The organism is Streptomyces sp. YIM S03343, assembly GCF_054729195.1.
Genome location: NZ_JBPUKX010000001.1, coordinates 227,799 through 253,409, shown reverse-complemented (window position 1 = coordinate 253,409; position 25,611 = coordinate 227,799). Strand labels below are relative to the sequence as shown.

21 protein-coding genes and 3 pseudogenes are annotated in these 25,611 nt (G+C 68.5%); 20 read left to right on the top strand and 4 right to left on the bottom strand.

Annotated features, from left to right (window positions below):
- Window positions 1–115: 115 nt before the first annotated feature.
- The gene (locus ACSYGN_RS01180; RefSeq protein WP_460403151.1) at window positions 116–2,149 is read left to right on the top strand and encodes a HelD family protein; all 2,034 of its coding nucleotides are present in this window, start codon (window positions 116–118) and stop codon (window positions 2,147–2,149) included.
- A gap of 852 nt (window positions 2,150–3,001) precedes the next feature.
- On the opposite strand, the gene ACSYGN_RS01175 is transcribed toward ACSYGN_RS01180, so the two are convergent.
- A complete protein-coding gene (locus tag ACSYGN_RS01175; protein ID WP_460390873.1) occupies window positions 3,002–5,410 on the bottom strand; it encodes a macro domain-containing protein in 2,409 nt (802 codons plus the stop codon).
- 849 nt (window positions 5,411–6,259) lie between these two features.
- Complete coding sequence (locus ACSYGN_RS01170; protein ID WP_460390871.1) at window positions 6,260–6,886, bottom strand: DUF4253 domain-containing protein; 627 nt, start codon at window positions 6,884–6,886, stop codon at window positions 6,260–6,262.
- 167 nt (window positions 6,887–7,053) lie between these two features.
- Between ACSYGN_RS01170 and ACSYGN_RS01165 the strand changes: the two genes are divergently transcribed.
- Complete coding sequence (locus tag ACSYGN_RS01165) at window positions 7,054–8,454, top strand: immunity 49 family protein (protein ID WP_460390869.1); 1,401 nt, start codon at window positions 7,054–7,056, stop codon at window positions 8,452–8,454.
- A gap of 40 nt (window positions 8,455–8,494) precedes the next feature.
- Complete coding sequence (locus tag ACSYGN_RS01160; protein ID WP_460390867.1) at window positions 8,495–8,665, top strand: hypothetical protein; 171 nt, start codon at window positions 8,495–8,497, stop codon at window positions 8,663–8,665.
- A gap of 699 nt (window positions 8,666–9,364) precedes the next feature.
- On the opposite strand, the gene ACSYGN_RS01155 is transcribed toward ACSYGN_RS01160, so the two are convergent.
- A complete protein-coding gene (locus tag ACSYGN_RS01155; protein ID WP_460403149.1) occupies window positions 9,365–9,673 on the bottom strand; it encodes a Ku protein in 309 nt (102 codons plus the stop codon).
- A gap of 136 nt (window positions 9,674–9,809) precedes the next feature.
- Window positions 9,810–9,986, bottom strand: a pseudogene (locus ACSYGN_RS01150) (Ku protein); the annotation flags it as partial.
- An 856-nt stretch (window positions 9,987–10,842) separates the two neighbouring features.
- On the opposite strand from ACSYGN_RS01150, the gene ACSYGN_RS01145 reads away from it, so the two are divergent.
- The 17 genes and pseudogenes from ACSYGN_RS01145 to ACSYGN_RS01065 form a co-directional block, all read left to right on the top strand.
- Window positions 10,843–11,676 carry a PIG-L family deacetylase gene (locus ACSYGN_RS01145; RefSeq protein WP_460390865.1) on the top strand — a complete coding sequence of 278 codons (834 nt, stop codon included), beginning with the start codon at window positions 10,843–10,845 and terminating at the stop codon, window positions 11,674–11,676.
- 476 nt (window positions 11,677–12,152) lie between these two features.
- Window positions 12,153–12,350, top strand: coding sequence for a toxin-antitoxin system HicB family antitoxin (locus ACSYGN_RS01140; RefSeq protein WP_360969070.1), 198 nt, complete (start codon window positions 12,153–12,155; stop codon window positions 12,348–12,350).
- Window positions 12,347–12,643, top strand: coding sequence for a hypothetical protein (locus tag ACSYGN_RS01135; protein WP_460390862.1), 297 nt, complete (start codon window positions 12,347–12,349; stop codon window positions 12,641–12,643). The genes ACSYGN_RS01140 and ACSYGN_RS01135 overlap by 4 nt, the downstream gene beginning before the upstream one ends.
- A 491-nt stretch (window positions 12,644–13,134) precedes the next feature.
- Window positions 13,135–13,668 carry a GNAT family N-acetyltransferase gene (locus ACSYGN_RS01130; protein WP_460390860.1) on the top strand — a complete coding sequence of 178 codons (534 nt, stop codon included), beginning with the start codon at window positions 13,135–13,137 and terminating at the stop codon, window positions 13,666–13,668.
- 295 nt (window positions 13,669–13,963) lie between these two features.
- Window positions 13,964–14,947 carry a hypothetical protein gene (locus ACSYGN_RS01125; protein ID WP_460390858.1) on the top strand — a complete coding sequence of 328 codons (984 nt, stop codon included), beginning with the start codon at window positions 13,964–13,966 and terminating at the stop codon, window positions 14,945–14,947.
- 255 nt (window positions 14,948–15,202) lie between these two features.
- Window positions 15,203–15,761 (top strand): annotated as a pseudogene (locus ACSYGN_RS01120) (NAD-dependent epimerase/dehydratase family protein); the annotation flags it as partial.
- 19 nt (window positions 15,762–15,780) lie between these two features.
- Window positions 15,781–15,999 (top strand): hypothetical protein, encoded by a 219-nt coding sequence (locus tag ACSYGN_RS01115; RefSeq protein WP_460390856.1) that lies wholly within the window; start codon window positions 15,781–15,783, stop codon window positions 15,997–15,999.
- A 415-nt stretch (window positions 16,000–16,414) separates the two neighbouring features.
- A complete protein-coding gene (locus ACSYGN_RS01110) occupies window positions 16,415–16,807 on the top strand; it encodes an SAV_915 family protein (protein ID WP_460390854.1) in 393 nt (130 codons plus the stop codon).
- Window positions 16,807–17,109: a DUF6317 family protein gene (locus tag ACSYGN_RS01105; RefSeq protein ID WP_460390852.1), complete on the top strand. Its 303-nt coding sequence runs from the start codon at window positions 16,807–16,809 to the stop codon at window positions 17,107–17,109. Before ACSYGN_RS01110 ends, ACSYGN_RS01105 begins: the two co-directional genes overlap by 1 nt.
- On the top strand, window positions 17,109–18,380 hold the full coding sequence (locus ACSYGN_RS01100) for a hypothetical protein (protein ID WP_460390850.1): 1,272 nt from the start codon (window positions 17,109–17,111) through the stop codon (window positions 18,378–18,380). Before ACSYGN_RS01105 ends, ACSYGN_RS01100 begins: the two co-directional genes overlap by 1 nt.
- On the top strand, window positions 18,358–18,882 hold the full coding sequence (locus ACSYGN_RS01095; protein ID WP_460390848.1) for a hypothetical protein: 525 nt from the start codon (window positions 18,358–18,360) through the stop codon (window positions 18,880–18,882). Before ACSYGN_RS01100 ends, ACSYGN_RS01095 begins: the two co-directional genes overlap by 23 nt.
- Window positions 18,883–19,093: 211 nt before the next feature.
- Entirely contained in the window at window positions 19,094–19,579 is a 486-nt protein-coding gene (locus tag ACSYGN_RS01090; protein ID WP_460390846.1) for a transposase family protein, read from the top strand.
- Window positions 19,497–20,381 carry an ISL3 family transposase gene (locus ACSYGN_RS01085; protein WP_460390844.1) on the top strand — a complete coding sequence of 295 codons (885 nt, stop codon included), beginning with the start codon at window positions 19,497–19,499 and terminating at the stop codon, window positions 20,379–20,381. Before ACSYGN_RS01090 ends, ACSYGN_RS01085 begins: the two co-directional genes overlap by 83 nt.
- A 145-nt stretch (window positions 20,382–20,526) precedes the next feature.
- Complete coding sequence (locus ACSYGN_RS01080) at window positions 20,527–22,116, top strand: arabinofuranosidase catalytic domain-containing protein (RefSeq protein WP_460390842.1); 1,590 nt, start codon at window positions 20,527–20,529, stop codon at window positions 22,114–22,116.
- A 311-nt stretch (window positions 22,117–22,427) separates the two neighbouring features.
- Window positions 22,428–22,817: a hypothetical protein gene (locus tag ACSYGN_RS01075; RefSeq protein WP_460390840.1), complete on the top strand. Its 390-nt coding sequence runs from the start codon at window positions 22,428–22,430 to the stop codon at window positions 22,815–22,817.
- 55 nt (window positions 22,818–22,872) lie between these two features.
- On the top strand, window positions 22,873–24,009 hold the full coding sequence (locus ACSYGN_RS01070) for a ricin-type beta-trefoil lectin domain protein (protein WP_460390838.1): 1,137 nt from the start codon (window positions 22,873–22,875) through the stop codon (window positions 24,007–24,009).
- Window positions 24,010–24,085: 76 nt separating this feature from the next.
- Window positions 24,086–25,552 (top strand): annotated as a pseudogene (locus ACSYGN_RS01065) (endo-1,4-beta-xylanase); the annotation flags it as partial.
- Window positions 25,553–25,611: the final 59 nt, after the last annotated feature.

Sequence of the window (25,611 nt, the reverse complement as noted above, 5' to 3'; positions counted from 1 at the left end):
GACTTACTTTTGCGGAAATCCGAGCGCATAGTGGTGGGCCGTATCGAGAGGAGGCCCACTGTTGTCGCAGTTGAGCGACGGTGCCGGGCGTCAGGTGAGGGCGGAGCAGGCTCACGTGTCGGCCATATATGGACTGTTCGAGGAGCGTTTGGCGGATGCGCGGGCGCAGCTGACGGTAGCTCTCAGGTCACCCGCCGGCAGCGCGAGAGAGATGTATGAGCGTGATGTCGCCGCCGACCGTCTGACGAGGGAGGTCTGCCGGTTGGAGGCGGCCGAGGCCGGGCTGGTCTTCGGCCGGATCGACGGTGTGGATGGGATCGCCTTGCACATCGGGCGGCTTGGTCTGCACACGGAGGACCGTGACCTGCCGCTGCTCGTCGACTGGCGGGCGGAGGCAGCGCGGCCCTTCTATGAGGCGACGACCGGCTACCCGATGGGGCTGCGGCGACGCCGTCACCTGCGTCTGGAGGACCGCACGGTCCGCTCGGTGAGCGACGAACTGCTGGACGGCTCCGACGTCACGACCGACGACATCGTGGGTGACGACCCCTTGGTGGAGGTACTGCAAGCACGGCGAACCGGTCGGATGAGCGCGGCGGTCGCGACGCTGCAGGCGGAACAGAACGCGATCGTCCGCTCGCCGCACCGAGGGGTGACCGTGGTGCAGGGCGGACCTGGCACCGGTAAGACGGTGGTTGCGCTGCACCGGGCGGCGTACGTGCTGTACGCGTTCGCGCGGGCCGCCGAACAGGGTGTGCTGGTGCTCGGGCCGAATACGCGCTTCCTCGACTACGTCTCCCAGGTGCTGCCCTCGCTCGGGGAGAACGACGTCGTCCTCGCAACGTGCGAGGAACTGGCCGGGGCCGTGCCCGATGCGGTGGAACCGTTGGAAGCCGCGCTGCTGAAAGGGAGTTCGGTACTGGCGGATGCGCTGGCGAACCTGGTGCGTGCCCGGCAGGCGGCGGCCGGAGACTTCGCCGTGCGGTTGGGACAAGAATGGGTCCGTCTGCGGGAGCGGGACGTTGCCACGGCGCGGGACGCCGCCGTGGCAACCGGCCTGGGACACAATCGCGCTCGGCAGGTCTTCAAGGAGCTCCTGGTCGATGAGGTCACCGACGTACTGGAACGCGGCGCCCTGGAGACTCTGGAGCGCATCGATGCCGAGGTCGCGGAGGCCACCGGCATGGACCTCGACCGTGTCGCGGCGGCCGACCTGCGCAATCTCGGCTTCGACGACGCACCGGCCGTCACACCGGCGGATGAGTTCGACGCAGATGCCGTCCGGACCAGCCTCCTGGACGATGACCACGTCGACCGCGCTGTTGAATCCCTCTGGCCGCGGCTCGTACCCGAAGATGTCGTACGGGTGCTGCTGGCCAATCCCCACGAGCTGGCCGAGTATCTCCCGCAGCTGACCGGTGAGGAACGGGCTCTGCTCCTGCGCGCACCCGACACACCGTGGACCGACGCGGACATGCCGCTGTTGGACGAAGCGGCAAGTCTGGTGGGCGGCCCGCCGCAGCGGACGTACGGCCACGTCGTCATCGACGAGGCCCAGGAACTCACCGCCATGCAGTGGCGGATGATTGTCCGCCGGTGCCCCGGCCGGTCGATGACGCTGGTGGGGGACTTCGCCCAGGCGGGCCCGGCATCGAATGCACGTGACTGGTCCGAGGCGCTGGCCCCGCATCTCGGCCGGCAGTTCAACCTGCATACCCTCACCGTCAGCTACCGCACCACGGAGGAAATCCTGGAGACCACCCGCGATCTGCTCGCCCGGATAGCTCCCGGCCAGACGCCCAGCCGCTCGATCCGCCACGGTGATGCCCCTCGCACCCTCACCGCGCGCCCGGACACGCTCACCGACACTCTGGCCGCAGAACTCAGGGCTCAGAACGCGAAGTACCCCGGCGAACTGCTCGGAGTGATCTGCGCCGACGTGCGGACCGACAAACTGGAGTCCGCCGGGATCACGCAATGGGCGCACCTGGTACCGGCGTCCCAGGCACGCGGCCTGGAATTCGATGCCGCTGTCGTCGTCGGCCCCGAGGAGATCATCACAGCCCGCCCCGGTGGGGAACGGGACCTGTACGTGGGCCTCACCAGGGCGACCAAGCGGCTCTGCACGATCGTCCTCCGGCCGACGTGAACGGCGCGACCCTGCCTCGAGCGTCCCGATCGAGGAGTGAGGCAGGCTAATCCGGCGTGACGGTCGTGAATCAGCTCGGTCTGGGAGTGAGCGTGAACGCACTCCCAGACCGAGCTGAGTAGCCAACAACGTCCCGGCTCGCAGTGCGGCTGGCCTCGTAGTGGCGAAGCGCCTCGGTGAACGTCGATTAGGCGCCGCGATAGCCGAGTCGGACGACCTCGTCGAACAGGTGGATGCCAACAAGTGCGGGTCGTCCGCCAGACGTTGACGGTTGACGGCAGTAGCCAGGAAAGGAGCGAACGCGTCTGGAGCCTGGCGGCGCTGCTGTGGGACGCGTTCGCCTTTCAGGCAGGAGCGGATCGTCTTGCGGTCGCGTCCCAGGTGTCTGGCGATCACGGAGATCGTCCAGCCCTGGCGACGCAGCGCGTGCGCGTCCACGTCCCGAGCCTGCCTTTGTCGCGCAGGAGGACGTCGGCCTCGCGCCCGCGGGGATACCCCGGTGTATCGGCATGACCTGGGGGCGCCGTCGTCCCCGTGCCCGCGAGCGCGGGGACGGTCCGGTCCCCGAGAGTCGGGTATATCCGAGAAGGAGTACTCGTCGCCCCCGCGCCCGCGGGGATGGTCCCGTACCCGCGCCCATTGGTGACGCTGGGCCAGCAGCAGACGCGTCACCGCCGTGAAGGCAGACGATGCCCTCGGGGCACCCGCACACGCCTGCCGCTCGCTCAGGACACGGAACCCTAGGTTGCAGCAGGGGCAGCGGCGGGCCCGGTGTATCGGCCTCTACGACGTGGCTGCCGGGCGCGAGCGTTCGGCAACCACGACCGTGGCCGCTGTGGAACGGGGGGTGGTTCAGGACACCACGGGAGCGGCGTCCGTGACCTCGCTCAGCCGGACGGTGCACAGCCCGCGGGGCTCGCTCTTTACCTCCGTCACCTTGAGCTGGGTACCCGGAGTCAGGATGTATTCCTCCTCGCCGGTGAAGGCGGAGAAGCTCTTGATCCCGACCGCCCGGGCCGGCGTCACCTCGAAGAGGGTTCGCTTGCCGCGACTGCCCAAGAACGCCCTGGCCACCTTCAGCTCGGAGGTACACGAGGAGACGCCCCACCAGGTCACCGTCCGGCCCACCGGGTACTGCGCCCGAAGGTCCAGCGACACCCCGCGCCACAACGGCTGCGTGTAGGCGGGCAGCTCCGAGACTGCCGAGAACAGCAGCCGCAGGTACGGCAGGTAGGGCGTGACCCTGGTGCGGTCGGGGGAGCGCAGAACGCTGTTGATCTCGCGGTAGAAGGCTGACTCACAGGTGTAGAGGTGGAGCGCGGCGATCGCGTCGGCGGACAGGCCGCCGGCCGCCTGGTCCACACGATGCTTGCCGAAGTCGCGGGAACGCCGGATGTGCCCGGCGAGCCCGGACAGCGCCGTGGAGACCGGGGTGACGGCGTCCTGGAAGTCCATCAGCGGGGTGTCGAAGACGCCGGTGATCGCGGGCAGGACCAGGCCCTCGTCCTTGACGCCGGTGAGGCGCTCCAGGTACAGCTGGTGCAGGTTCATGGTCGACTCGATGAAGGCGCCCATGCGCGCCGCGACACCCCCGTCCGCACCGCCCGCGCCGGCCGCCGACCCGTTCCACCCCTTGCTCGGCAGCCAGTCGATGCGGTCGGCGCCCAGCGAGGTCAGGGCGTCGTTGACCAGGGCGAAATGGTCGCCCTCGCAGAAGATGTCGCCCTGTGCCGCCGGGTTCGCGTGGTCCAGGTGCCGGACCTCGACGTCCGGGTACTTCTGCTGGAGCCGCAGGACGACCCGCTTCAGGCTGCGGGCGTGCGCCCCCCACCACGCGAACACGACCCCGCGGTCCTCCTCGGTCGCGTCCTGCTTGGCCTTGAGGATCTCCTCGACGATCCGCTCGGCGACCGGCCGCCAGAACGCCGTGTGCTGGTCGGCACCCATCGCCCCGTCGCCGCTCGCGGTCAGCGACGCGTTCAGCAGGAGCACACCCTGCGTCAGCATCGCCTGGAACCACTCCGGCGGCTGGACCGTGTCCCGCTCCTTCAGCAGCGCCCGCACGTCGGCGATCGGCGTCTTCTTGGCGATGCCGTACTTCCACATCGCCGCCGCCTTGATGAGACACCGGATGCTGACGACGCGGCCGAACTGGCTGTCCTTCCAGTCGCTGAAGGTGTTGTCGAACATGGCTATGCCGGTGGCGCTCTCCGGCCGCGGGTACGGGTTCTGACCGAAGACCACGACCTTCCACTTGTGCGGCGGGTTCGGCTTGAGCGCCTGGAACGTCAGCTCGCGGACCGGGACCACCTCGTGGCTGCGGCCCTTCCCGATGAACCGTGCGGCGTCCGGCTGCGCCTCGATGACCGGCTTCAGCAGCGGGAGCCAGGCCTCCCCGCCGCCGTCGAAGAGCTCGGTCAGGGCGAGGGGGTCGTTCGCATCGGGCTGGGGCTGCGGCGGCTGGTCCGGAGCCGGGACGCCGGTCTTCGATCCGGTCATGGCGGAGGCGCTTTCGCTCGTCGTGGCAGAAGGAGAGCAGTGGGCGGCGGAGGGAGCGGGAACGGCAGATTCGGGCGCCGACGCGGGGGCGACGGGCGTGACGGCCGCCGGCGGCACGATGCGCACCCGCTGGTCGACGGGCGCGTTCTCGATCCCGTGGAGCTGGGAGATGATCGTGGACCGCAGCTCGTCGTCGTCCTCGAACCAGTGGTCGTGGAAGAGCGTGTAGCCGGTCCACATCAGATTGGCGCACACCCGGGCCGGCACCTGCCCGGTCTGCGCCCCCATCCCGACCAGCGCCACGGACCGGATGCTGCCCGGCTTCTTCCGGTTCTGCCGGTGGACGGCCTGGAAAGCGGCCGCGCACGCCAGCGCCACGTTCAACGTGGCACTCACGTCCTGCGAGGACCGCACCATCGTCGGCGTCGATATCAGGTACCGGGGGACGGTCGCGCCGGAAGGGATGCAGACCGCGCTGCCCACCGGCATGGGTCCGGCGAACCGGTCGCGGATCGCCCGCTGGACGCGCACCTGGATGCCGGACCCCAGGTACCGCTTGATGACGGCGTCGACCCCGCCGTCCATCCGGCCCCGGGAGTTCGTGGGGGTGACCCAGGCGTCGACGTCCTCGTCGAGGATCGAGCCCTTGCGGATCTCGATGCCGGGGGTGTCGGCGAACGCGGCGCGCCACGCCTCCACCACACGCTCGTTGACGTCCGTCAGTACCACCCTGAGCGCGGGCAGCACACTGCTCTCGGTCATCGTCCACTCCTGTTGTGCAACAGCGGTTCCAAGACCTCGAACGTATCTCCCACCACTACAACGCAGCTCCGACAAGGGGCCGGTGACCTGCCGTCATGCTCCGGTGAGCCCGCACCGACCGGTGGCCGCACACGCCCGTGTCCTACTGGCCGTGCACCCGCCGATCGGGGTACCTGAGTCGGACCCGGGGCTTGGCCCTCAGACCGCCCCGGAGGCAGGCCCGGGCACCTCACGACTGAAACCCGGCCGGTGTGCCCGTGCCCACTCAGCCTGGCCGGCCAGATCGGCGGTTCCTTGGCCCGTTGGGAGTGAGAAGAAGACCCCCCATCGACACCACCCTGCCAATTCTCCTTGGTCTGCTGGGGTGACGTCGGGTCAGCACGCCAGCCCAGTCACATGGTTGACCTGTTTTTCACGCCCAGTACGCTGAAGATCCTGGACCGGCTCGTGTCCCAGCAGCAGGCACGTGATCAGGTGTGCCCCAGGACCTGCCTGGCTGATGCCAGAGCGCGCACCGGATGCTGCGCAGCTTCGATACTTCGCTATGTCCCATGAGACAAGGGCGCTGTGAGGATCTCGGTTCGAGTCTCGTCGCCTCGACGCTCGGCGCCTGGGCGGCTCCTCCGCGCTCGCCGCGAGCGGGACTTCTCGCGCGTTGTTCCGCTGGCGCGGCGGGTGTTGTGGTGCTTCAGACGACTGAGAGGCTCACCGACGTCACCGACGACGCCCTTCGCAGGGTCTTCCGAGCACTGGCCCCGGTCCTCCCCCCGGGGGGTGCCCAGGTATGACCCCGCCGATCCGAACGTCCGCTACATCCCGGCGGAGGCTGGCGCCCTGTGAGCCGCGGGCTCAGTCCCACCAGAAGTGCCACTCCCGGCGGGTCATGAGCTGGCCCGGGTACGCGTCCCAGTCGAGGTCGAAGTCGTTGTGGAACACGTCAGGGCAGGAGAGGTAGTGCTCGGCGGCCAGCACGTGGGCCTGGCACAGGTCTCGCGGAGGGATGGCAGCCGAGAGGTACAGGTCGGCGTGGCCGAGACCCACGAGGCGGGCGCCGAAGCGGTCCTCCCAGGAGCGCAGTACCCCTGACAGTTCGTGCGTGCTCATATGGTCGGCCATGCCGGGCCAGTTGAGCGCGACCAGTGCGTCGGAGCCTCGCTCGGCCTGGACCAGTGCCAGGCAACGGGCCCGGTCCTCGCGTACGACGGTGGCGGCCGCCTCAGCCGCCAGGGCGTCGAGTTCAGCTTCCGCTGCAGCCGGATTCGCCAGGCCCGCCCAGGCCGGGAAGGTCGGCCAGGCGCGTGGCTCCCATGTGTTGCGGAAGTACGCGGCGGCGTCGACCGGGCCGTGTCCCCTGACCTTGTGGTCGTGCATATCTTCCGAGTATTCGAGCAGGACCGGATACAGCCCTGTCGCGGACCGGTCGGCGTAGAGGCGTCGCCACCACGCGTCTGCGTCCAGCAACTTGCGGTTGCTCATCCACACGAGGCGGCCGTCTTGGCGGTATGACTCGATGATTCTGCCTGGTGGCAGGGATTCCGGAAGTGACGCCGTCATAGGAGAAATCTAGAAGCCATCGCTGACAGCGGGGCCTACGGCTGTGCATGAGCTACGACCCCGGTGACGATGAACCCGAGGAGAGCGTCATGCCAGGGGAGTGGATCGACGCGCTCTGCCTGACAGCGCTCAGGGACAGGGCCAAGTGGCACGGCGAGGCCTTCCACTTCGCCCGGCAGAAGTTCGCCGAGACGGCGCAGGGAACGCCCATCGGCGAGCTCGCCACCGGACTGACGGCCGTGGTCCTGGACGACACCGGCGACGACGAGGAGTATCCGCCGAGCGCGGAGGCCAAGCTCGCTGCCATCGACGCGGCCCTGGACCGGATCCGAACCCGCGCCGAGGAGACCGGCGAGCCTCTCCCGGACCGGCCGGACAGCGCAGCGCTGCTCACGCTGCGCGCCCTGGCCGCCGAGGACCGGGAAGCCTTCGATGCCGCGCTCGCCGACCTCCTGGCCAGGCACGCCACCCTGCACGGCCCCGCGGCCTCCCCGAGCACTCTCCTCCCGCTGGTTCCCATCGCCCTCGCCGCTCTCGCGTACCGGACCCTGGGCTGGGCCCCGGCCGTCCGCACCGACTACCTCCCGCACGCGCTGATCACCGGCTTCGAGACCCGGGGCCCCCGGGTCGGAGGGTTCGGCCGCAACCGGTGCCCGGACGCGGTCGCCGCGCTCGCCGCGGGCCCGCTGGTGGTGGAACGGCCCGCCTGCGAGCGGACGGTGGACCCGCAGATCGAAGCCATGTACGAGGAAGAGGCCCGGGAAGCGTTCACCGCCGTCGACGGTGAACCCCTCGACGTCTGGCGGCTCGACAGCGTCATGGGCGATCAGGAACGCCTTTTCAAACGGAGTGCGGGGAACTTGAGGGTCACGGACGCCCAGCTCGCGAACCTTCGGCTGGCCTCCCAGATGGGGGCGGCCCTCTTCCGTATCGCCCTCGCGGAACCGGGTACCGAGGCCGAGGTGACCATCGACGGCCGCGCGCTGCGTTACCCGGCCGAGCGGGACGAGGAGGCTGGCGCCGGCACGTGGCAGAAGGCCACCGCCTTCGCCCTCATCACCGGCGCACGCGAGGACCTCGCCCCGCTGGTTCTCACCGGCCCCACCTTCGCCCACCCGGACGACTCCGCTTTCAGCGCGTACCGCGAAGCCCTCCATGCCTACCTGAAGGGGGCTGATCCCGAACCGGCCGCGCAGCGGGCGCTGCAGCAGGCCGAGAAGGCCAAGGACTGGGGCTTCGCCATGCCGCCGGTCGTGCTGCTGTCACAACTCGTGGAGGGCGACGAGGAGAGCTTCAACCTGGCCCTGGCCGACGCGCTCGAAGCCCACCGCGACTACTACCAGGTTGCCGACCGCGCCGACGATCCGGACGCTTCCCTCGACCTCGACATCCTCGCCCTGGCCTGCCACGCCCGCCGCCGCGGCTGGGCCATCCGCGTCGAATCCCCCTACCTTCCGCAAGATCTCCTGCGGGCCGCCGAACCCTTCTAGAGTGGGCCGGGGCCGCAGCGGAACGACTCTGCCGGCCCTCATGCCGAGGAGCCGAGGACGGACCGGCGCCCGGGCCAGCAGCATCGACGACGTCCTTACCTCGGCCCTGGGCGAAGAGATGGACCCCAAGCACATGAAGGAAGTCAAGGCCGCCTTGGAGTTACTGGGCCGCCGCCTCACCCCGCACGCCTCGCCCCGGCCACACGGCTGACGGCTCCGCCCGAGGCGCACACACGAAAACCCCGTCCCTGACTGTTCAGGGACGAGGTTCCTTTGGAGCGCCGGGCAGGCCTTGCACCTGCATTTTCCCGCAGGAAGCGGGACGTCTTTCCTTGGACCACCAACGCATCACGCCTCACCCGAATTTGGGTTCCACGATCAAGATCGACTCTACCGCACCCCCGGCTTCTGACACAAACGAGCGACCCACAACGTTGATCGCATCAGCGGCTCGGGTGACGGTCTCCGCGTCGTCGTCCAGCGTCGTGGCGCAGAGCACCTGCTCAGGTGGACTTCAGGCAGCGGGACCGGGCTCGCAGGAGAAGCGCCTCGCCCGCTGCTGAGGCGAGGAGTACGCCGCCCGCGGTCCAGGCCACCATGGTAGTACGGGATGTCCCGGAGGGGTGCGCCGCACGCCTCCGTGGAGCATGCGGCCGCTCGTGCGGCGGAGGCGATGCGCAGCCGGGCCCAGGCCTTGTCAGGGCCGGACTGGTCCACGTCGTGCCGGTAGACGACGTAGAGCCCGTGCGCGGCATCGCACTTGAGAGCGGTGGTGGCGGTCAGGACGGCTTTGTCGCCGCGCAGGACGGGCCGGTCGGTGAACGCACGGGAGGTAAGGGTGATGTCCCCGTCCGATACTTCGGCGGCCCACACGTCCGCTACCCTGGACGAGAACCCTATGAGTTTCTGATCAATAGTGCACGGGACTGGCTTCCCAGTCGGTGGTGAGGGCGTCGACGAACTGGTGGGCCATCTTCACCTGCGCTGCGGTCGGCTCCGCCCCGCCCGGCAGGTCGGGGACTTCCCGGTGGGGGTCGTGGATCTCGTCCGCCCAGTGCAGGGTGTGCAGGGTCAGCAGGCCGTCCTCGGCCTTCAGCGCGACGAGGTATTCGCGCCCGCGCATCACGAGCGTCGCGATGCCCGCCTTGTTCGACTCTGCCAGAGCCCGCTGCAGCAAGGCGTACACCTTGCCGTACTGCTCGCCCCGGGCCCGAGGCAGTACGTCTTGTCGAAGAAGATCGGGTCCACCCTGTCCAGATCGATGAACCCGGACACCTCCAGGGCCCTGGACCGCCCGGCGCGATGTCGTCGAGTTCCTCGGGTTCGACGATCACGTACTCGCTGCCGGTGTCGTAGCCCTTGACGATCTCCTGAAGGTCCACCTCGTCGCCGGTGCGCTCGTTGGCGCGCCGGTTGCGGATCCGGTCTGCGGTGCCGCGCTGGAGCTGGTGGAAGCGGATCGTGTGAGTGTCGGTTGCGGTGTACAGCGCGACCGGCAGCGAGATGAGCCCGAAGCGACGATTCCCGTCCATACGGGTCTGGCCATGGTTGATCACCACCTTGACCTGCGGTGTCGTGCTCCTTGGCCCCCTTCCCCGCCCGCCGCCTGATCGCCCCTGTCGTGGCGGGCGGGGCGTCGGCAGCCCCAGCAGGACTGGCCCGCCCGCGCCGACGCTTCGATGTGGCCGATCTTGGATTCGGCGCTGGCCGGGCTGACGCGGGGCTCTCGATCTCGCCGAGCTGGCCCTCTCGCTCGGCCTCGGCGATCAGGTCCGGGAGATTGTCTCGGATCTCCACTGACCGGCCGTGCTGGGCTGGGTCCGGGCGCATCTGTGATTTGGCTCGTAGTGGTGAGGGAGCAGAGAGGTGGCAGCAGGCCAGGCCGGTCAACGGGCCGGGCACGTTCTGCTACGATTGATCTTGAGCTGGTCGGCGGAAGTCCCGCTGGTCCGCGATGCGTTGGTGGTCCAAGGAAAGACGTCCCGCTTCCTGCGGGGAGATGCAGGTGCAAGGCCTGCCCGGCGCTCTGTGAAGACCCTGTCCTGCGTTGTGCGGGGCAGGGTTTTTTGCTGTTCGGAGTGCTTCTGAGCGTGTAGTTGCCGACGCCCTGCGGGGGCGTCGGCGACTACACGCTTACCGGGCCGAAGGACGAGCCTTGCGCCTCTACCTCGTTCGTGTTGAAGTCGCCGACGCCTGGAAGGCCATGCGGCCGGGCTGGGAACAGCCGGTCCGGCCGGCGCGGTTGTATCGACCGAGGGACCGGCGCCGCACGGGCGGGGAACACGGAGACAACGAGGTCGTCCGTCCAATCAGGATCCGGGCCCCAGGATCGCGGTACGCCCGCCGCGCTACTTGGACCAAGACGTATTTCTGCAGGAGGACTGTTTCATGACTGACCGGCCCTTGACGCTCATGGCAGTACATGCGCACCCCGACGACGAGGCCACCGGAACCGGAGGGGTGCTGGCGCGGTACGCGGCGGAAGGCATCCGCACGGTTCTCGTGACGTGTACCGACGGCGGTTGCGGTGACGGACCGGGGGGCGTCAAGCCGGGCGACCCCGGGCATGAACCGGCGGCGGTTGCCTTGATGCGCCGTCAAGAACTCCAGGCGAGCTGTGACGTCCTGAAGGTCAGCGATCTGAAGATGCTGGACTATGCCGACTCCGGGATGATGGGTTGGCCGAGCAACGACGCCCCCGGATCCTTCTGGCAGACCCCTGTGCAGGAGGGCGCGGCCCGACTCGCGGAACTCATGCGGCACTACCGGCCTGATGTGGTCGTCACCTACGACGAGAACGGTTTCTACGGCCACCCCGACCACATTCAGGCCCACCGCATCACGATGGCGGCGCTGGAGATGACCATGCTGACACCGAAGGTGTACTGGACCACGATGCCCCGCTCGATGATGCAGCGGTTCGGCGAGATCATGCGCGAGTTTCATGAGGACATGCCGGAGCCGGATCCTGCTGAGGCCGCCGCGATGGCCGAGATCGGCCTCCCCGACGATGAGATCACCACGTGGGTGGACACCACCGCGTTCAGCGGTCAGAAGTTCGACGCGCTGGCCGCGCACGCCAGTCAGGGCGAGAACATCTTCTTCCTCAGGATGGGCAAAGAGAGGTTCGGCGAGTTGATGGGCATGGAGACCTTCGTACGCGTCCAAGACGCCACCGGCGCGGCCGTACCCGAGAACGATCTCTTTGCCGGACTACGCTGATCCGCCCGTCCGGCCCGGGCCCGGGAAGCGCATCGGCCGCACGACGCTTTCGAGGGCGTCACACATCCGGAGGCTTGTCCACGCGGGTTTTGCTCCGGCAGCCCACGCCCAGGCCCGCACTGCCGACCCGACTCGGTGCTCGGAAGGTGCGCGACAGCTCAGGTCACAAGCCCGGCGGTTTGCTCCGATCAGGACAGACCGCCGAGGAAGCGACACAAAGCTGAGGCTCCGATGTCCGACATGCCGTGAGGCAACGGAAGGAGCAGCAGGTCACGAGGGCGGTCTCCGACACCAACCACGAGACCCTACAAACCCGCCCCCGTACGATTACGCGTGCTCCCGGTGGTGCTCGGTCCCGTTCCGAGGTGGCGGCGCGTTGGTGTTCAGAGGAGGATCTTGCCGCCTCGGATGCAGGCCTGCACCGTCCCGGCCGCAACCGTCTTACGCCACCGCGAACCGGTGGCTATCCTGCAACCATGTCTGTCACCACCATGACCCTGCGCATCCCCGATGAACTCGCCCCCTCGATCAGGGCGGCCGCTTCCGAGGCCGGCATGAGCGTGAACGCGTACGTAGTGCGTGCCGCCCGCCGCGCCGCCACCCTCGACGCCGCGCAGCAGCTCGCAGCGCTCGGCCTCGGCGACGAGCTGGCGGGCGAGGGCGACACCCTGTGAAGCGCGGTGAAATCTGGGCACTCCCCGACGGCCGCAACGTCCTGATCATCAGCCTGACCGGCCTGGAAGAGACGTACGGCGCCCTCCTCGTGATCGTGCTGCACGAAAGCGGCAGGTTCCCGGACACGGCCATGTCGGTGGTGATCGGCGACCCGCTCCCGTGCACCGCGGTCGCCGTCAACATCACACAAATGCGGCTCAACCGGTTCGAGGGAGCAAAGCTCCTGGGCCCCATTGCCCCTGCGGCGATGACCCGCGTGGACCAGGCGCTGCGCGCCGTCCAAGACCTCTGAGCCGCCCCCTGTGGGCCGGACGACCGGGGCGGATCACCGCGGTCCTCGCCCGCGCACAGGGCCGCACGGAGGGGACGTCATTCCGATGGCACTCTGCACCTGCCCCATCGAAGCCCCACCAACTGCCCCACAAGCCGCTGTGCGTGCCTCGCAATAAGTCCCGGTCAGGGGCGTGATCGTTGCTCAGCGGCTCATACAGCTGATCTTGAAAGGGAGTCGGTTGCGGCTGCGTTTCTGCCCGCAGGTCCAGATCGGAACGGGTCGGCCGGCTGCGCCAGCATGCCGGCCTGGCCCACCATTGCTGCGTTGAGGTGGTCGTGCTCGACGGTAGGGCTGAGACCCACCACCGAACACGTTCCGGGGCTGAAGCCATCGGTTCCCCCGTCACGGTGTGCGGTGCAGGCGGCTTGATGCCTTGTGGTTCCGGAGCGGCAGCGCGGGCGAGTGCCGGATTGCCGAGATGAGGTGCTTGTCTTCGGCAGGATGGGCACATGACCGAGATCCGCACACCCCGTCTCCTCCTCCGTAACTGGCACGACGACGACCTCACACCGATGGCGGACATCAACGCGGACCCACGGGTCATGCGCTGGGTCGATGACGGTTCGGTGCGCGATCTGGACCACACGGCCGGGGCCATCGAGCGGTGGGAGGAGGAGTGGGACGAGGAGGGCTTCGGACTCTTCGCCGTCGAACTGCTGGCCTCGGGCGAACTGATCGGCTTCACGGGACTGTCCGTGCCCGAGTTCCTGCCGGAGGTGATGCCCGCCGTGGCGATCAGCTGGCGGCTCGGCTCACAGTTCTGGGGCCAGGGATACGCGTCCGAAGCCGCGCACGCCACACTGGAGTTCGCGCTCCAGGACCGCGGCCTGGACCGCATCATCAGCATCAACCGGGTGGGGGACAACGCCTCCGAGAACGTCGCCCGCAAGCTCGGCATGGTGCCCGAGCGGGAGACGGCACATCTGGTGTACGGCTACCCGCTGCGTGTTCACGCCATCGATCTCACCGAGTTCCAGGCGTGAACCGGCCGAGTCGTCGATCATCACAAGATGGCCGACCACTGTCCCTTCGTCCCTGAGCACATTGATCGCGACGGTACGGATACCGAGGGAAGGATGATGTCTCACCGTAGTTGACCTGCGATTTCACTGAATTGCGGCCAGAGCCGTTTTCAAAGATCAGGGACGGCAGAGTAGGCCGACCGGATCCTGTACGAGCGCGTGCAGGCACTGGTGGGACTCGCCCAACGACACCTGGCGGAACGCCATCCAGATCACGGCCGGACGCTACAGCGACAACAAATGGACCGACGACCTCATGGTCCGCTGGGTCGACGGGGAACTCTCCCTCTATACCGACGTCGACGGCCGGGGCCTCCTCCACGAGCACAAACTCAAGGACCCCAACGACACCTGGAAACACGCCACGATCCTCACCGCCGGCAACTTCACCGGCGGCTCCAACTGGGACGTGATCGTGCGCTGGTCGGACGGCGAGCTCTCGCCCTACCGCGACGCGGGCCCTTCCGGTGTGGGAACGGAAGTCCGGATGCTGTCCTCTAACCAGCTGTGGACCCACGCCTCCGTCATGACCGCGGGCGCCTACACGCCGGGCGAGCCCGACGACCTGCTGGTGCGTTGGTCGGACGGTGAGACCACCCTCTACACCGACACCTCCACACCCTCTGCCGTGAACACATGCTCGTGCCGCCCAAAGCGGACTGAACCCCCCTCTCAGGAAGGCGAGGTACGCGCGATGTACCTGCGCACTGCAGCGACCGCTCTCACCGCGACCATCATCGCCCTCACGGGCTCTCACACAGCTTCGGCGGCGGACGGTCCGGGCCTGAGCATCAGCATCCGCGAAAGCGACAGCGACAGCACCGCGGACGGCCCGCTTCAGCAGGGTGTGCCCGTCGTGGTCACGTCCGACGTCGACCTGACCTCCCTGGCCGTGGACGGCAACGGCAGCTTCACCGTGAAGTCTCCGGCGTTCACCGAGGACGTGACCATGGAGATGCGGAAGAACAGCTTCGGGGAGGGCTACGGCACCATCAGCTGCGACATCGGGCCGGGTAGCTACCCGGTCGACATCGCCGGGCAGCACGAGAAGTCCGCAGCGATCGGCAAGCGGGGTCACCTGACCATCACGGTCAAGGACGACAACGACCACTACTGCGAGCAGGCGGCAGGTTCCTTCAGCCGCACCGGCACCGTTGTCGCGGTCGTCGGCGGCGGCGCGATAGCCCTCGCTGCCGCCGGCTACACCGCCGTGCGCCGCCGGAGGAACAGGAAGACCTGACCCGGCGGTACCGCGTAGTTCCCGCAGGCCGGGATCTTTGACAACGGAACCTATTCGTGGCCAATGCCGTGGCCACGAAGATCAGCGCGTTCACCTCGGTGAGGTGAACGCGCTGATCAGACACTGTTCCCCGGCAGGATTCGAACCTGCGACACCCGCTTTGCAGGTGAGCACACCTGGTTGCCGCCCTGAGGTTCCCCCGAGATGCGGTGGATGGTGACAGAGGGGCAGATGGTTTTCATGAGAGGAACATCGCGCCCCGACTCTCCCTACGCCGCGACCAATGCGGCCGCCGACCTGCTCGCCCTGGCCTACCACCGCACGTACGGCCTGGACATCCGCATCACCCGCTTGTTCCAACAACTACGGGCAATACCACCCGGAGAAGGCCATCCCTCGGTTCATCACCAACCTGCTCGACGGCCGTCCCGTGCCGCTGTACGGCGACGGCTCGCATGCGCGCGACTGGCTGCACATCGATGACCGCGTCCAGGGCATCGAGTTGGTCAGCACCCGGGGCCGTACCGGCGAGGTCTACAACATCGGCGGGGGGACCGAGCTGAGCAAGCAAGAGCTGACGCATTTGCTGCTCCAAGCATGCGGGGCGGGCTGGGACATGGTGCGGCATGTGGCCGACAGCAAGGGGCACGACCGGCGCCACTCGGTGGACTGCTCGAAGATCGCGCGGATCGACTACCGGCCGCGCCGCTCCTTCACGGAGGGCCTGGCCGAGACCGTCGCCTGGTACCGCGCCAACCGGGACTGGTGGGAGCCGATCATCGCACGGGACACCGCTGGCGTCGCGGCGGTATGAGCCGACGGGCCCTCAGACCATGGAGATCATCGGCCGCGGGTTCCTGGCCCGCCGACTCGAAGCCGTTTCCGAACGCCATCCGCACGTCGTCGTCCTCGCCGCAGGGGTGTCCGACGCCGGGCTCGACGACCCGGCGGCCTTCGCGCGCGAGGCCCGCCTGGTCCACGACACCGCGCAACTGTGCCGCGAGAGCGGCCGCACCCTGGTGTTCTTCTCCACCGCCTCGGCCGCTGTGTAGGCGCGCCGCACTGCTCGGGGCGCGAGGACTGCCCGCATGGGCCCGCCTGAAGGCTCTGTCGCGCCCCAACAGCCCGGTGGTCCGGGTCCTGAGGACGCGGTTGCTGATGATGCGGGTGGATCTGACGGGCTGAGGCATCGGCTGGGTCAACCAGTGGTCAACGGATGACCAGGCCGCGGCCAAGCGGCCGTATGGCTTCGGCGTGCACCCGACCCATAGACCTGACATAGCCTGATTTGCACTAGCGCACGTTGGCTACTGTGGCGTCTCAAGCGTCCATGGTCCGGAGGAGACAGCGGTGGGGGAGCCGATACGGTCGCGCCTTCTCGACTTTGTCGAGAATGAGCCGCCCGCACGGGCGTTTGTGGGCCAGCCACTGGCGCCGGAGCCCCGCCGTTCGCGCCTACTCGACTTTGTGGAGGCGGCGCCGGCGGCACGGCTGGCGGACAATCAGCGGCCTGGGCCCAAGCTCGGCGTGCCGCCGTACCACACGGCCGTGTTCGTACCGGCTCATCCGCGGTACGTCGAAGCCATGAACGCGGAGGGCCACCCCGTGCGGATGCCCTACATCGCCTACGAGCTCTACGAGCACCCCACCAACGGCACCGTGGCCTTCGCCTTCACCACACCGGACAAGCTGGTGACCGCGCTCGGCGACGCCCAGCCGTGGGTGGCCACCTCACTCGGACCACTCGCCGAGGGCGTGGCCGAGCACGGCGCCATCGTCCTCCTCGACCCGCGGGTCGCCCCCGGACACCACAACTGGCAGTCGGCCGACCTGGCCACCTACGCAGAGGAGATGCGCTGATGCCGGCGGACTTCAAAGCGGTTCTGAGTGACCTCACCGCGATGTCGAAGACTTTCCACGACGAGGCCACCAACTACCGGAAGCTGAGCGCCGACGTCAGCCCGCCCGTGGCCAGCGGCGGCGACGGCGGCCTCGACCACGCTATCAAGGAGGTCGCCGACCTGATCGTCGGCCTCCACATCGGCTTCGCCGACCGGCTGGACGAGCACGGCGACAAGGTCAAGTACGCCCGCGACTCCTTCCACCGGCACGACGCGGACGTGCATGGTGTGTTCGAGGACCTGATGGTGGGCGAGGACTGATGAGCGACAGCTGGGTCGGCGTCGACATCGGCGCACTGGGCACGATGGCCGACACGTACAAGAACGCGAAGAAGAAGCTCGAGGAGCCGCTTCGTCCGATCAGCACCGCCGTCGAAACACTGGTGAGCGATGCAAGCTGGAAGGGCGAGTCGGCCGAGAAATTCCGTGCCCACTGGAGCGAGGACGCGCTGACGGCCGGAGCCTTCGCCCACCTCGTGTACGAAGCGGGCGACATCCTCGACAAACTCGTCGGCGCGCTTACCACGTGCGAGACGTGCCTACAGAACGCCGCGCACATCGCCACGCGCAAGGGTGTGCTGATGAGCGACAAGGGCGTCCCCCTGGAACTCGCCACCGCCACTCCGCCCAGCGCCGACGACCAGAAGACGATCAAAGCGATGGGCGAGTACGAGGCGGCGCGCAACGACGTCCTCCACACCGCCCAGCACGCCCGGCTGGTCGCGGCCGACAAACTGCGTGGGTTGTACGAGCAGGTCAGCAAGGTGACTCCGTCCGACAAGATCACCCTTGCCGATGTTCTGCGCGGCCTGTACGCCTACGACGCCGAGGACGCCCGTGCGGGCGGCAAGAAGGCCCGCGCCAATCTCGATTCCGCCAAGGCCGAAGCGAAGGCTGCCAAGCAGGAACTCAAACAGGAGCGTAAGACCTTCCAGCAGCAGGGCCGCCGCATGGCCGACGACCATCCCGCCAACAGCGCCTACCGCGACGCCGTCGCCAAGGTCGACTCGCTGGAGGAGGACATCGCCCGCGCCGACTACAGCAGCAAGCTGCCCTACGACCGGGTCCTCAACTTCAAGCTGTCCGACGCCGCGGACGCGATGCGCCTCGGCAAGGGCCTTGAGAAGGTGCCCGAGTTCCTCAAGGAGATCCCGGTCCTGGATGTCGCCGCGGCGGGCGCCTGCGGTCTCCTCGAAGCCTCCGAGGACCACGACAAAGGCTGGTCGTGGCAGCACTCCGTCACCGTCGACGAGGGTGCCAATCTCGGCGGCCTGGCCATCGGCGCAGGTGTGGTCGCTCTGATGCCCGAAGCGGCACCCGCGGCTGCGGTGGCCGTGGTCGGCGTCGGGGCAGCGGTCATCTCGACCAGCCTCATCGACCACTCCCTCCACGAGCACTGGAGCGAGGACATCCACGACCACGGCGTGGTCGGCGGTGTGCTGACGGGCACCGGCGATGTCCTGTCAGAGACGAAGGACGACGGCGTACGACTGGCGAAGGACGTGTGGCATGGCGTCACGAGCATCTTCTGAGGCCCCCGCACCCGGAGCCCCCGACAAGATCCCGTCGCTGCCGGGGCTCGGCACCACCTGGTACAAGCGCGGCGCGGCCTACTGGATACGCCGCACCCTCACGGCCATCCTCTGGCTCGCCCTGCTGGCCTTGTTGTACTACACCTTCGCGCTCGGCATCTACCAGGGATTCCGCACTGTGCTGCCGCCGACCGTGCGCACCGTGTCGGACTGGGCGCAGGTGGCCGCGTCCCCCGTGGCCCTGGTCCTGGGGTGGCTGAGGCAGCGCCGGGACCACCGCAAGAGCCTCCTGGACCCGCCCACCCCAGGCGAGTTCCGCAGACGAAAGCGCGAACAGGCCGGCCGCAACGTGGCGTTGACCTTCGCCAGCCGCGGCCTCGTACTGATCGCGGCTCCCATCATGCCAGCCTTCTTCGGCTACATCATCGGCTGGTTCGTCGCCTACCTCACTGTCCGCGAATACCCCAGCGAAGTCGGTGCCCGCCGGTCGCTGCAAGGATGACAGTTGTGCATAGCGGCGCTCACGCACACTACTGACTTCGGCTCGTCAGGGTGAACTTTGGCGAAGTCCCTGATGAGTCTGGGGTGGTGGCCGTACCACGTGCTGTGTGAGATACGCGGATGGGTGCGGCTCGTGGCGAATACAAGATTTTCGTAGTCGGTGATCGGGGCCAACTGGCCTGTGGTATCGACTGGTTGACGGCGTCACCCTGGTGGTGTGTGAGGTCAGGTTGGAGGACCTGTTGCCGCATTTGGCCGCGGTACGGGTCGAGAGGGTGGAGGCCAGTGGCGATCTGCTGCGGATCGCAGCCCGGACCCGGGATGGCATCCCGGCGGTCTGCCCGGGGTGCGGGACGGAGTCGGATTGGGTGCACTCCCGGTACGTACGGCATGTCGCGGACGAGGCGGTGGGCGGCCGGCCGGTCGTCATCGATCTGTCGGTGCGTCGCCTGTACTGCGAGAACCCCGGCTGTCCGAAGGGCACCTTCGCCGAGCAGATCACCGGGTTGACGGTGCGTTACCAGCGGCGTACCACCGCCCTGCAGGCCACGGTGACCGATTGCCGTCGCCCTCGGGGGAACGGCCGGCGCCCGCCTGCTGGTCTGCCTGCACCAGGTGCTCAGCTGGGCCACGCTGCTCAACTGCGTGATGAGGGTGCCCGATCCGCCGCTGCCCAGGCTGAGCGTGCTCGCGGTTGACGACTTCGCAATGCGGCGCTCCCGCCGCTACGGGACACTCGTGGTCGACGCGGAGAGTCGGCTGCCGGTCGACGTGTGGGACACCCGTGACGCCGAACCGCTGGCCACCTGGTTACGCGCACACGCGGGGATCGAGGCGGTCTGCCGGGACGGTTCGCAGACCTACCGCGCCGCGATCAGCGCGGGGGCGCCCGAGGCGATCCAGGTCAGCGACCGTTTCCACTTGTGGCAGGGGCTCGGGCGCAAGGTCTACGAGGTCGTCGCGGCCCACCGCGGCTGCCTCCCCGAGCCCGGGCCGGATGCGACTGCGGCCGCGGTGCCGGGCGGCCTGACCGCCGCGCGCACGCGCCGCCTCCGCGCCGCCGTGCACCGCCTGCTGGACGAGGGGATGGCGCTACGCGCCATCGCCCGCCACCTGGACCTCGACCGCAACGCCGTGCGGCGCTACGCCCGCGCCGCGACCTGGCAGCAGGTCGCCCCGACCTGGCCCAAGACACATCGCGGTCAGGTATCAGCCAACTTACAGAAAGCGTTTTCCGTCACCGAGGCTCCGCTTCACAGGAATCTCACAGTTGAGGCGGCGGCGGCGCGGGATTCCGGCGGATCTTGTGGTGTCCGGTTCGGTGTTGTGCGGCTGTGTGGTATCTGGTGTTCGGGATGCCTGGTACCTACGGTGATCCACGGCTCAGCGCAATACGACCGGCCGACCCGACTCATTGCCGGATCGGTCCAACCGGCGGGAAGCGTTGCAATGGAGCACCACAAACGCGTTTCCCCTGATGCCAGGAGGAGGGGAACGTGAAACCTGGGGCGAAGGTGACAGTTCCCGCGCTCACGGCGCTCGCCGTAGCCGGAACTCTTTTGGCCGTCTGGCCCACCGCGCACCATACCGAACGCACGGATGCGGCGTCGGGACCGCGATTGCGTCGGCACGGTAGGGAGATCGGATGAGAGCCATACGAACAGGACGCCACCTGCCGTCCGGGCGCGGTGGCGTCCGGCGGTTACTCGCGGCGGTACGGCACCGTGGCAGGCCGCACAGAGTGCTGGACCAGGCGCACGTTCCGCCGCCGGAGCGCTCGCCCCGCTCTCGGTCGAAAACGTTCGCCCGGGCGGGGGCCGCAGCCGCACTCCTCGCCGGGGCACTGGTCGGCGCCACGGCCGGTACGGCTCGGGCTGCCACGTCCGGGCCGTGCGACATCTACGCGGCAGGCGGTACGCCCTGCGTGGCGGCGCACAGCACGACGCGAGCGTTGTACGCCGCGTACAACGGGCCGCTCTACCAGGTCCGGCGTGCCTCGGACAACACCACGCGGAACATCGGCGTCCTGAGCGCGGGCGGGTACGCCGACGCCGCCGCCCAAGACTCGTTCTGCTCGGGGACGACCTGCCTGATCACGATCATCTACGACCAGTCCGGCCGCGGCAACAACCTCACCCAGGCGCCCGCGGGCGGTGCGGCGGGCGGCCCCGACAACCTCGCGAACGCGACCGCCGCGCCCACCATGGTGGGCGGTCACAAGGCCTACGGCGTCTTCGTGGCGCCCGGCACGGGTTACCGCAACAACCACACCAACGGCATCGCGACCGGGGACAACCCCGAGGGCATGTACGCGATCTTCGACGGCACGCACTACAACGGAGGCTGCTGCTTCGACTACGGCAATGCCGAGACGGACAGCAACGACGACGGCAACGGCACCATGGAGGCCATCTACTTCGGCAACATCAAGGTCTGGGGCTATGGTTCGGGCAACGGTCCGTGGATCATGGCCGACCTGGAGAACGGCCTGTTCTCCGGAGTCAACCAGCACTACAACGCCAACGATCCGACCATCAACTACCGGTACACGACCGCCATCGTCAAGGGCGGGCCGAACCACTGGGCGATCCGTGGCGGCAACGCCCAGTCCGGAGGCCTGTCCACCTTCTACGACGGGCCGCGTCCCAACGTCCCGGGCTACAACCCGATGCGGAAACAGGGTGCCATCATCCTGGGCATCGGAGGTGACAACAGCAAGGGCGCCCAAGGCACCTTCTACGAAGGCGTGATGACCTCGGGCTATCCGTCGGACGCCACGGAGAACGCCGTTCAGGCCAACATCACCGCGGCCGGATACAGCAATTTCTCCGGTGGGACGAGCGCCGGTGCGTTGCACGCGGTGGGCGCTGGCAAGTGCCTGGACGTGCCGAACTCATCCACCACGGCCGGCACACAGCTGCAGATCTGGGACTGCAGCGGCGGGGCCGACCAGACCTGGACCCGCACGTCCTCCAACCAGCTGACCGTCTACAGCGGCAGCAGTCAGATGTGCCTGGATGCGTACAACAACCAGACCTCCGCCGGCACCAAGGTGGAGACCTGGCCGTGCAACGGTGGCGCCAACCAGCAGTGGCAGCTGAACTCCGACGGCACCGTCACCGGCACCCAGTCCGGGCTCTGCCTCGACGTCACCGGCGCCTCCACGGCCAACGGCGCGCTGGCCGAACTCTGGCCGTGCAACGGTGGATCCAACCAGCAATGGAGCCTCAACTGACCTGAACGGCTCCGGCCCGTGGTCGGCTCACGGTCGGCCACGGGCCACTGCCCCGGAGCAGGTCTCCGCATGCCCGGCGCCCGACGGGCACCTCCGGGATCTTCCGACCGTTCGGCCGCATCGCCCGTCCCGCTCACCCTGACCCCGGGCGGACGCGTCATGCGGGCGGCTTCGACGGCGAAGCACGCCACACCGCCCCGAGACCACCGGGCACACGCGCCACCACTGGAGGATGACGATGTCCACAGCCAGAGCGCTCCGCGGCCTCCGGGCCGCCCCCGGTGGCTGCGCTCGTCTTACTGGCTGGAAGCGTGACCACGGCTGGGGCCGCAAGTGCCGTACCGGCCGAGAGTCAAACGGCCGCCGTCCTGTACGTGGCGCCGGATGCGGATCCCGGCGGGAACGGCACCGCCGAGCAGGGGCTCGCCACCATCGACCGGGCGCAGCAGCCGGCGCACCGGCTCTCCGCCGATTCGGACGTCGTGGTCTACCTGGCTGGTGGCGCCCACCCGCTGTCCCAACAGATTGGCAGGTACACGATTAGACGCAAGGGTATCTGGTCGGTCAACGTAGGCACCTTCCAGAACAAGCACGGCGGCCTGTGCCCGGACGTCTACGGCGGCAGCAACCTCGGCCGGCAGCTCGACCAAAGGCTCTGCAGGAACACGGTCGGCAGCAACCAGGACTTCACCACCCGCTGACCGGCTCGTCGGCCCTTTCACCCCACCCACTGTCCCGCACCAGTGAGGAACGCTGATGAAGAAGTACTCGGCACCCTTGGCCGCGGCGCTGACGGCCGCGCTCGGCATGGGCTGCGCAGTGCCCGCGGCGGCCGCCACCGGCACCGAGGCGCCGCCCTCCGCCGTGCGGGCCGCCGCGCCCGCCCCCTTGCGGCTGATGCCGTTGGGCGACTCGATCACCTGGGGCGTCGGCAGTCCGTCCGGGAACGGCTACCGGGGCTCTTTGTGGAACCAGCTGTCGGCCGAGGGACACGCCCTGGACTTCGTCGGGTCGGGCCGCAACGGCACCATGTCCGACCCGGACAACGAAGGCCACTCCGGCTGGCGGATCGACCAGATAGCCGGCATCGCGGACAGCTTGCTGGCCCGTTACCGGCCGAACGTGGTCACCCTGGAGATCGGTGCCAACGACCTGAACGGCAACTACCAGGTCCCGACCGCCACCGACCGGCTCCGTGCGCTCATCGACCAGATCACCAGTGATGCCCCCGACGCGACCGTCCTCGTCGGCACCCTGATCATCTCCACCAGTGGCACCGAGGAGGCCAACCGGCCCGCGTTCAACGCCAAGCTCCCCGGAATTGTCCAGGCCGAGCAGGCCGCCGGCAAACACGTACGCCTGGTGGACATGAGCGCTCTGACCACAGCGGACCTGGCCGACTCCCTGCACCCCAACGACAACGGCTACAGCAAGATGGCGGACGCCTTCAACGCCGGGGTCCAGGCCGCGGACGCGGCGGGCTGGATCAAGCCGCCGGTGTCCGTGGGCGGGCAGGTGCGCTCCGGGGTCGCGGGGAAGTGCCTGGACGCCAATGGTGGCAACAGCGCCAACGGGACCGCCGCGGAGATCTGGTCCTGCAACGGCTCCGACGCGCAGTGGTGGTCCGCGCGCTCCGACGGCACCTTACGGGCGCTCGGCAAGTGCCTCGACGCCACTGGCCGCGGTACCGCCAACGGCACCAAGATCGAGATCTGGGACTGCAACGGCGGCACCAACCAGCAATGGCAGCCGTACAACGGCGGTTACCGCAACCCGGTCTCGGGCCGCTGCCTCGACGATCCCAACGCGTCCACCACCGACGGTACGCAACTGATCCTCTGGGACTGCAACGGCGGCGTCAACCAGCAATGGACCGCTCTGCCGGTCTCATGAGCTCCGTGACCCGACTCCACCGCAGCAGCGTCCTGTGATCGGTGTCCCACCCCCCACACAAGGAGGATGATCCTTCATGCCCTGGCGCAACGAGCAACTCCGCCTCCGCAGGGCCCTGGCCTTGGCCACCGGACTGACAGCCGGGACGGTACTGGCCCTGACCGGGACAGCATCCCCCGCTGCCCATGCTGCTTCCGGCACGCCGGGCGCGGCCGCGGCCGGCAGCGGCCGCTATTTCGGCACGGCCGTGGCTGCCGGGAGGCTCGGCGACTCGACGTACTCCACGATTCTCGACCGGGAGTTCAACATGATCACCCCGGAGAACGAGATGAAGTGGGACACCACCGAACCGTCACGCGGCAACTTCAACTTCGGCCCGGCCGACCAGATCGTCGGCCACGCCTCCGCGCACGGGCAGCGGATGCGCGGCCACACCCTGGTGTGGCACTCGCAGCTGCCCGGCTGGGTCAGTGGCACGAGGGACGCGAACACCCTGCGCAGCGTGATGAACAACCACATCACCACGGTGATGAACCACTACAAGGGCAAGATCTACGCCTGGGACGTGGTCAACGAAGCCTTCGCCGACGGCTCCACCCAGCACCGCAGCTCGGTGTTCCAGGACGTGCTCGGCAACGGCTTCATCGAGGAGGCGTTCCGCACCGCCCGGGCCGCCGACCCCTCGGCCAAGCTCTGCTACAACGACTACAACATCGAGAACTGGTCGGACGCCAAGACCCAGGGCGTCTACAACATGGTGCGCGACTTCAAGTCCCGCGGCGTGCCCATCGACTGCGTCGGCCTCCAGAGCCACTTCGGCACCGGCGGGCCGCCGTCGAGCTTCCAGACCACCCTGGCCGACTTCGCGGCCCTCGGCGTCGACGTCCAGATCACCGAACTCGACATCGCCCAGGCGTCGCCGACCGCCTACGCCAGCACGGTGCAGGCGTGCATGAACGTCCCCCGCTGCACCGGCATCACCATGTGGGGGATCAGGGACAGCGACTCGTGGCGGTCGGGTGAGAACCCGCTGCTGTTCAGCGGCAACGGCAGCAAGAAGCCGGCCTACGACGCGGTCCTGTCCGCGCTGGGCGGCGGTACGGGGAACTCGGGGGGCATCGTCTCGGGCCAGGTGTACGCGCTGAGCGAGGTCGCCGCGGGGCGAGTGCTGGACGTGCCGAGCGGGCAGACGGCGAACGGCACGCCGTTGCAGGTCTGGGACGGCAACGGCACGGCCGCGAACCAGCAGTGGCGGGCGAATCAGAACGGTGATGGTTCGTATACGCTGACGAATATCGGCAGTGGGCGGGTTCTGGACGAGCCGGGTGGCCAGACCGGCAACGGCACGCGGATGGAGCTCTGGGATGCCGATGGCGGTGCGAACCAGCACTGGCGGGCGAGCCGGAACAGCGACGGTTCGTACACCCTGATCAACGTCGCTTCCGGCCGGGCGCTGGAGATTCCCGGCGGGCAGACTGCCAACGGGGCCCCCGTCCAGATCTGGGACTCCACCGGCGGCGCCAACCAGCACTGGAACTTCAGGTGAGGTGATCGGCGCCAAGCGCGCGCTCCTGCCCGCGGTCCGTTTCGGAGTACCGCGCC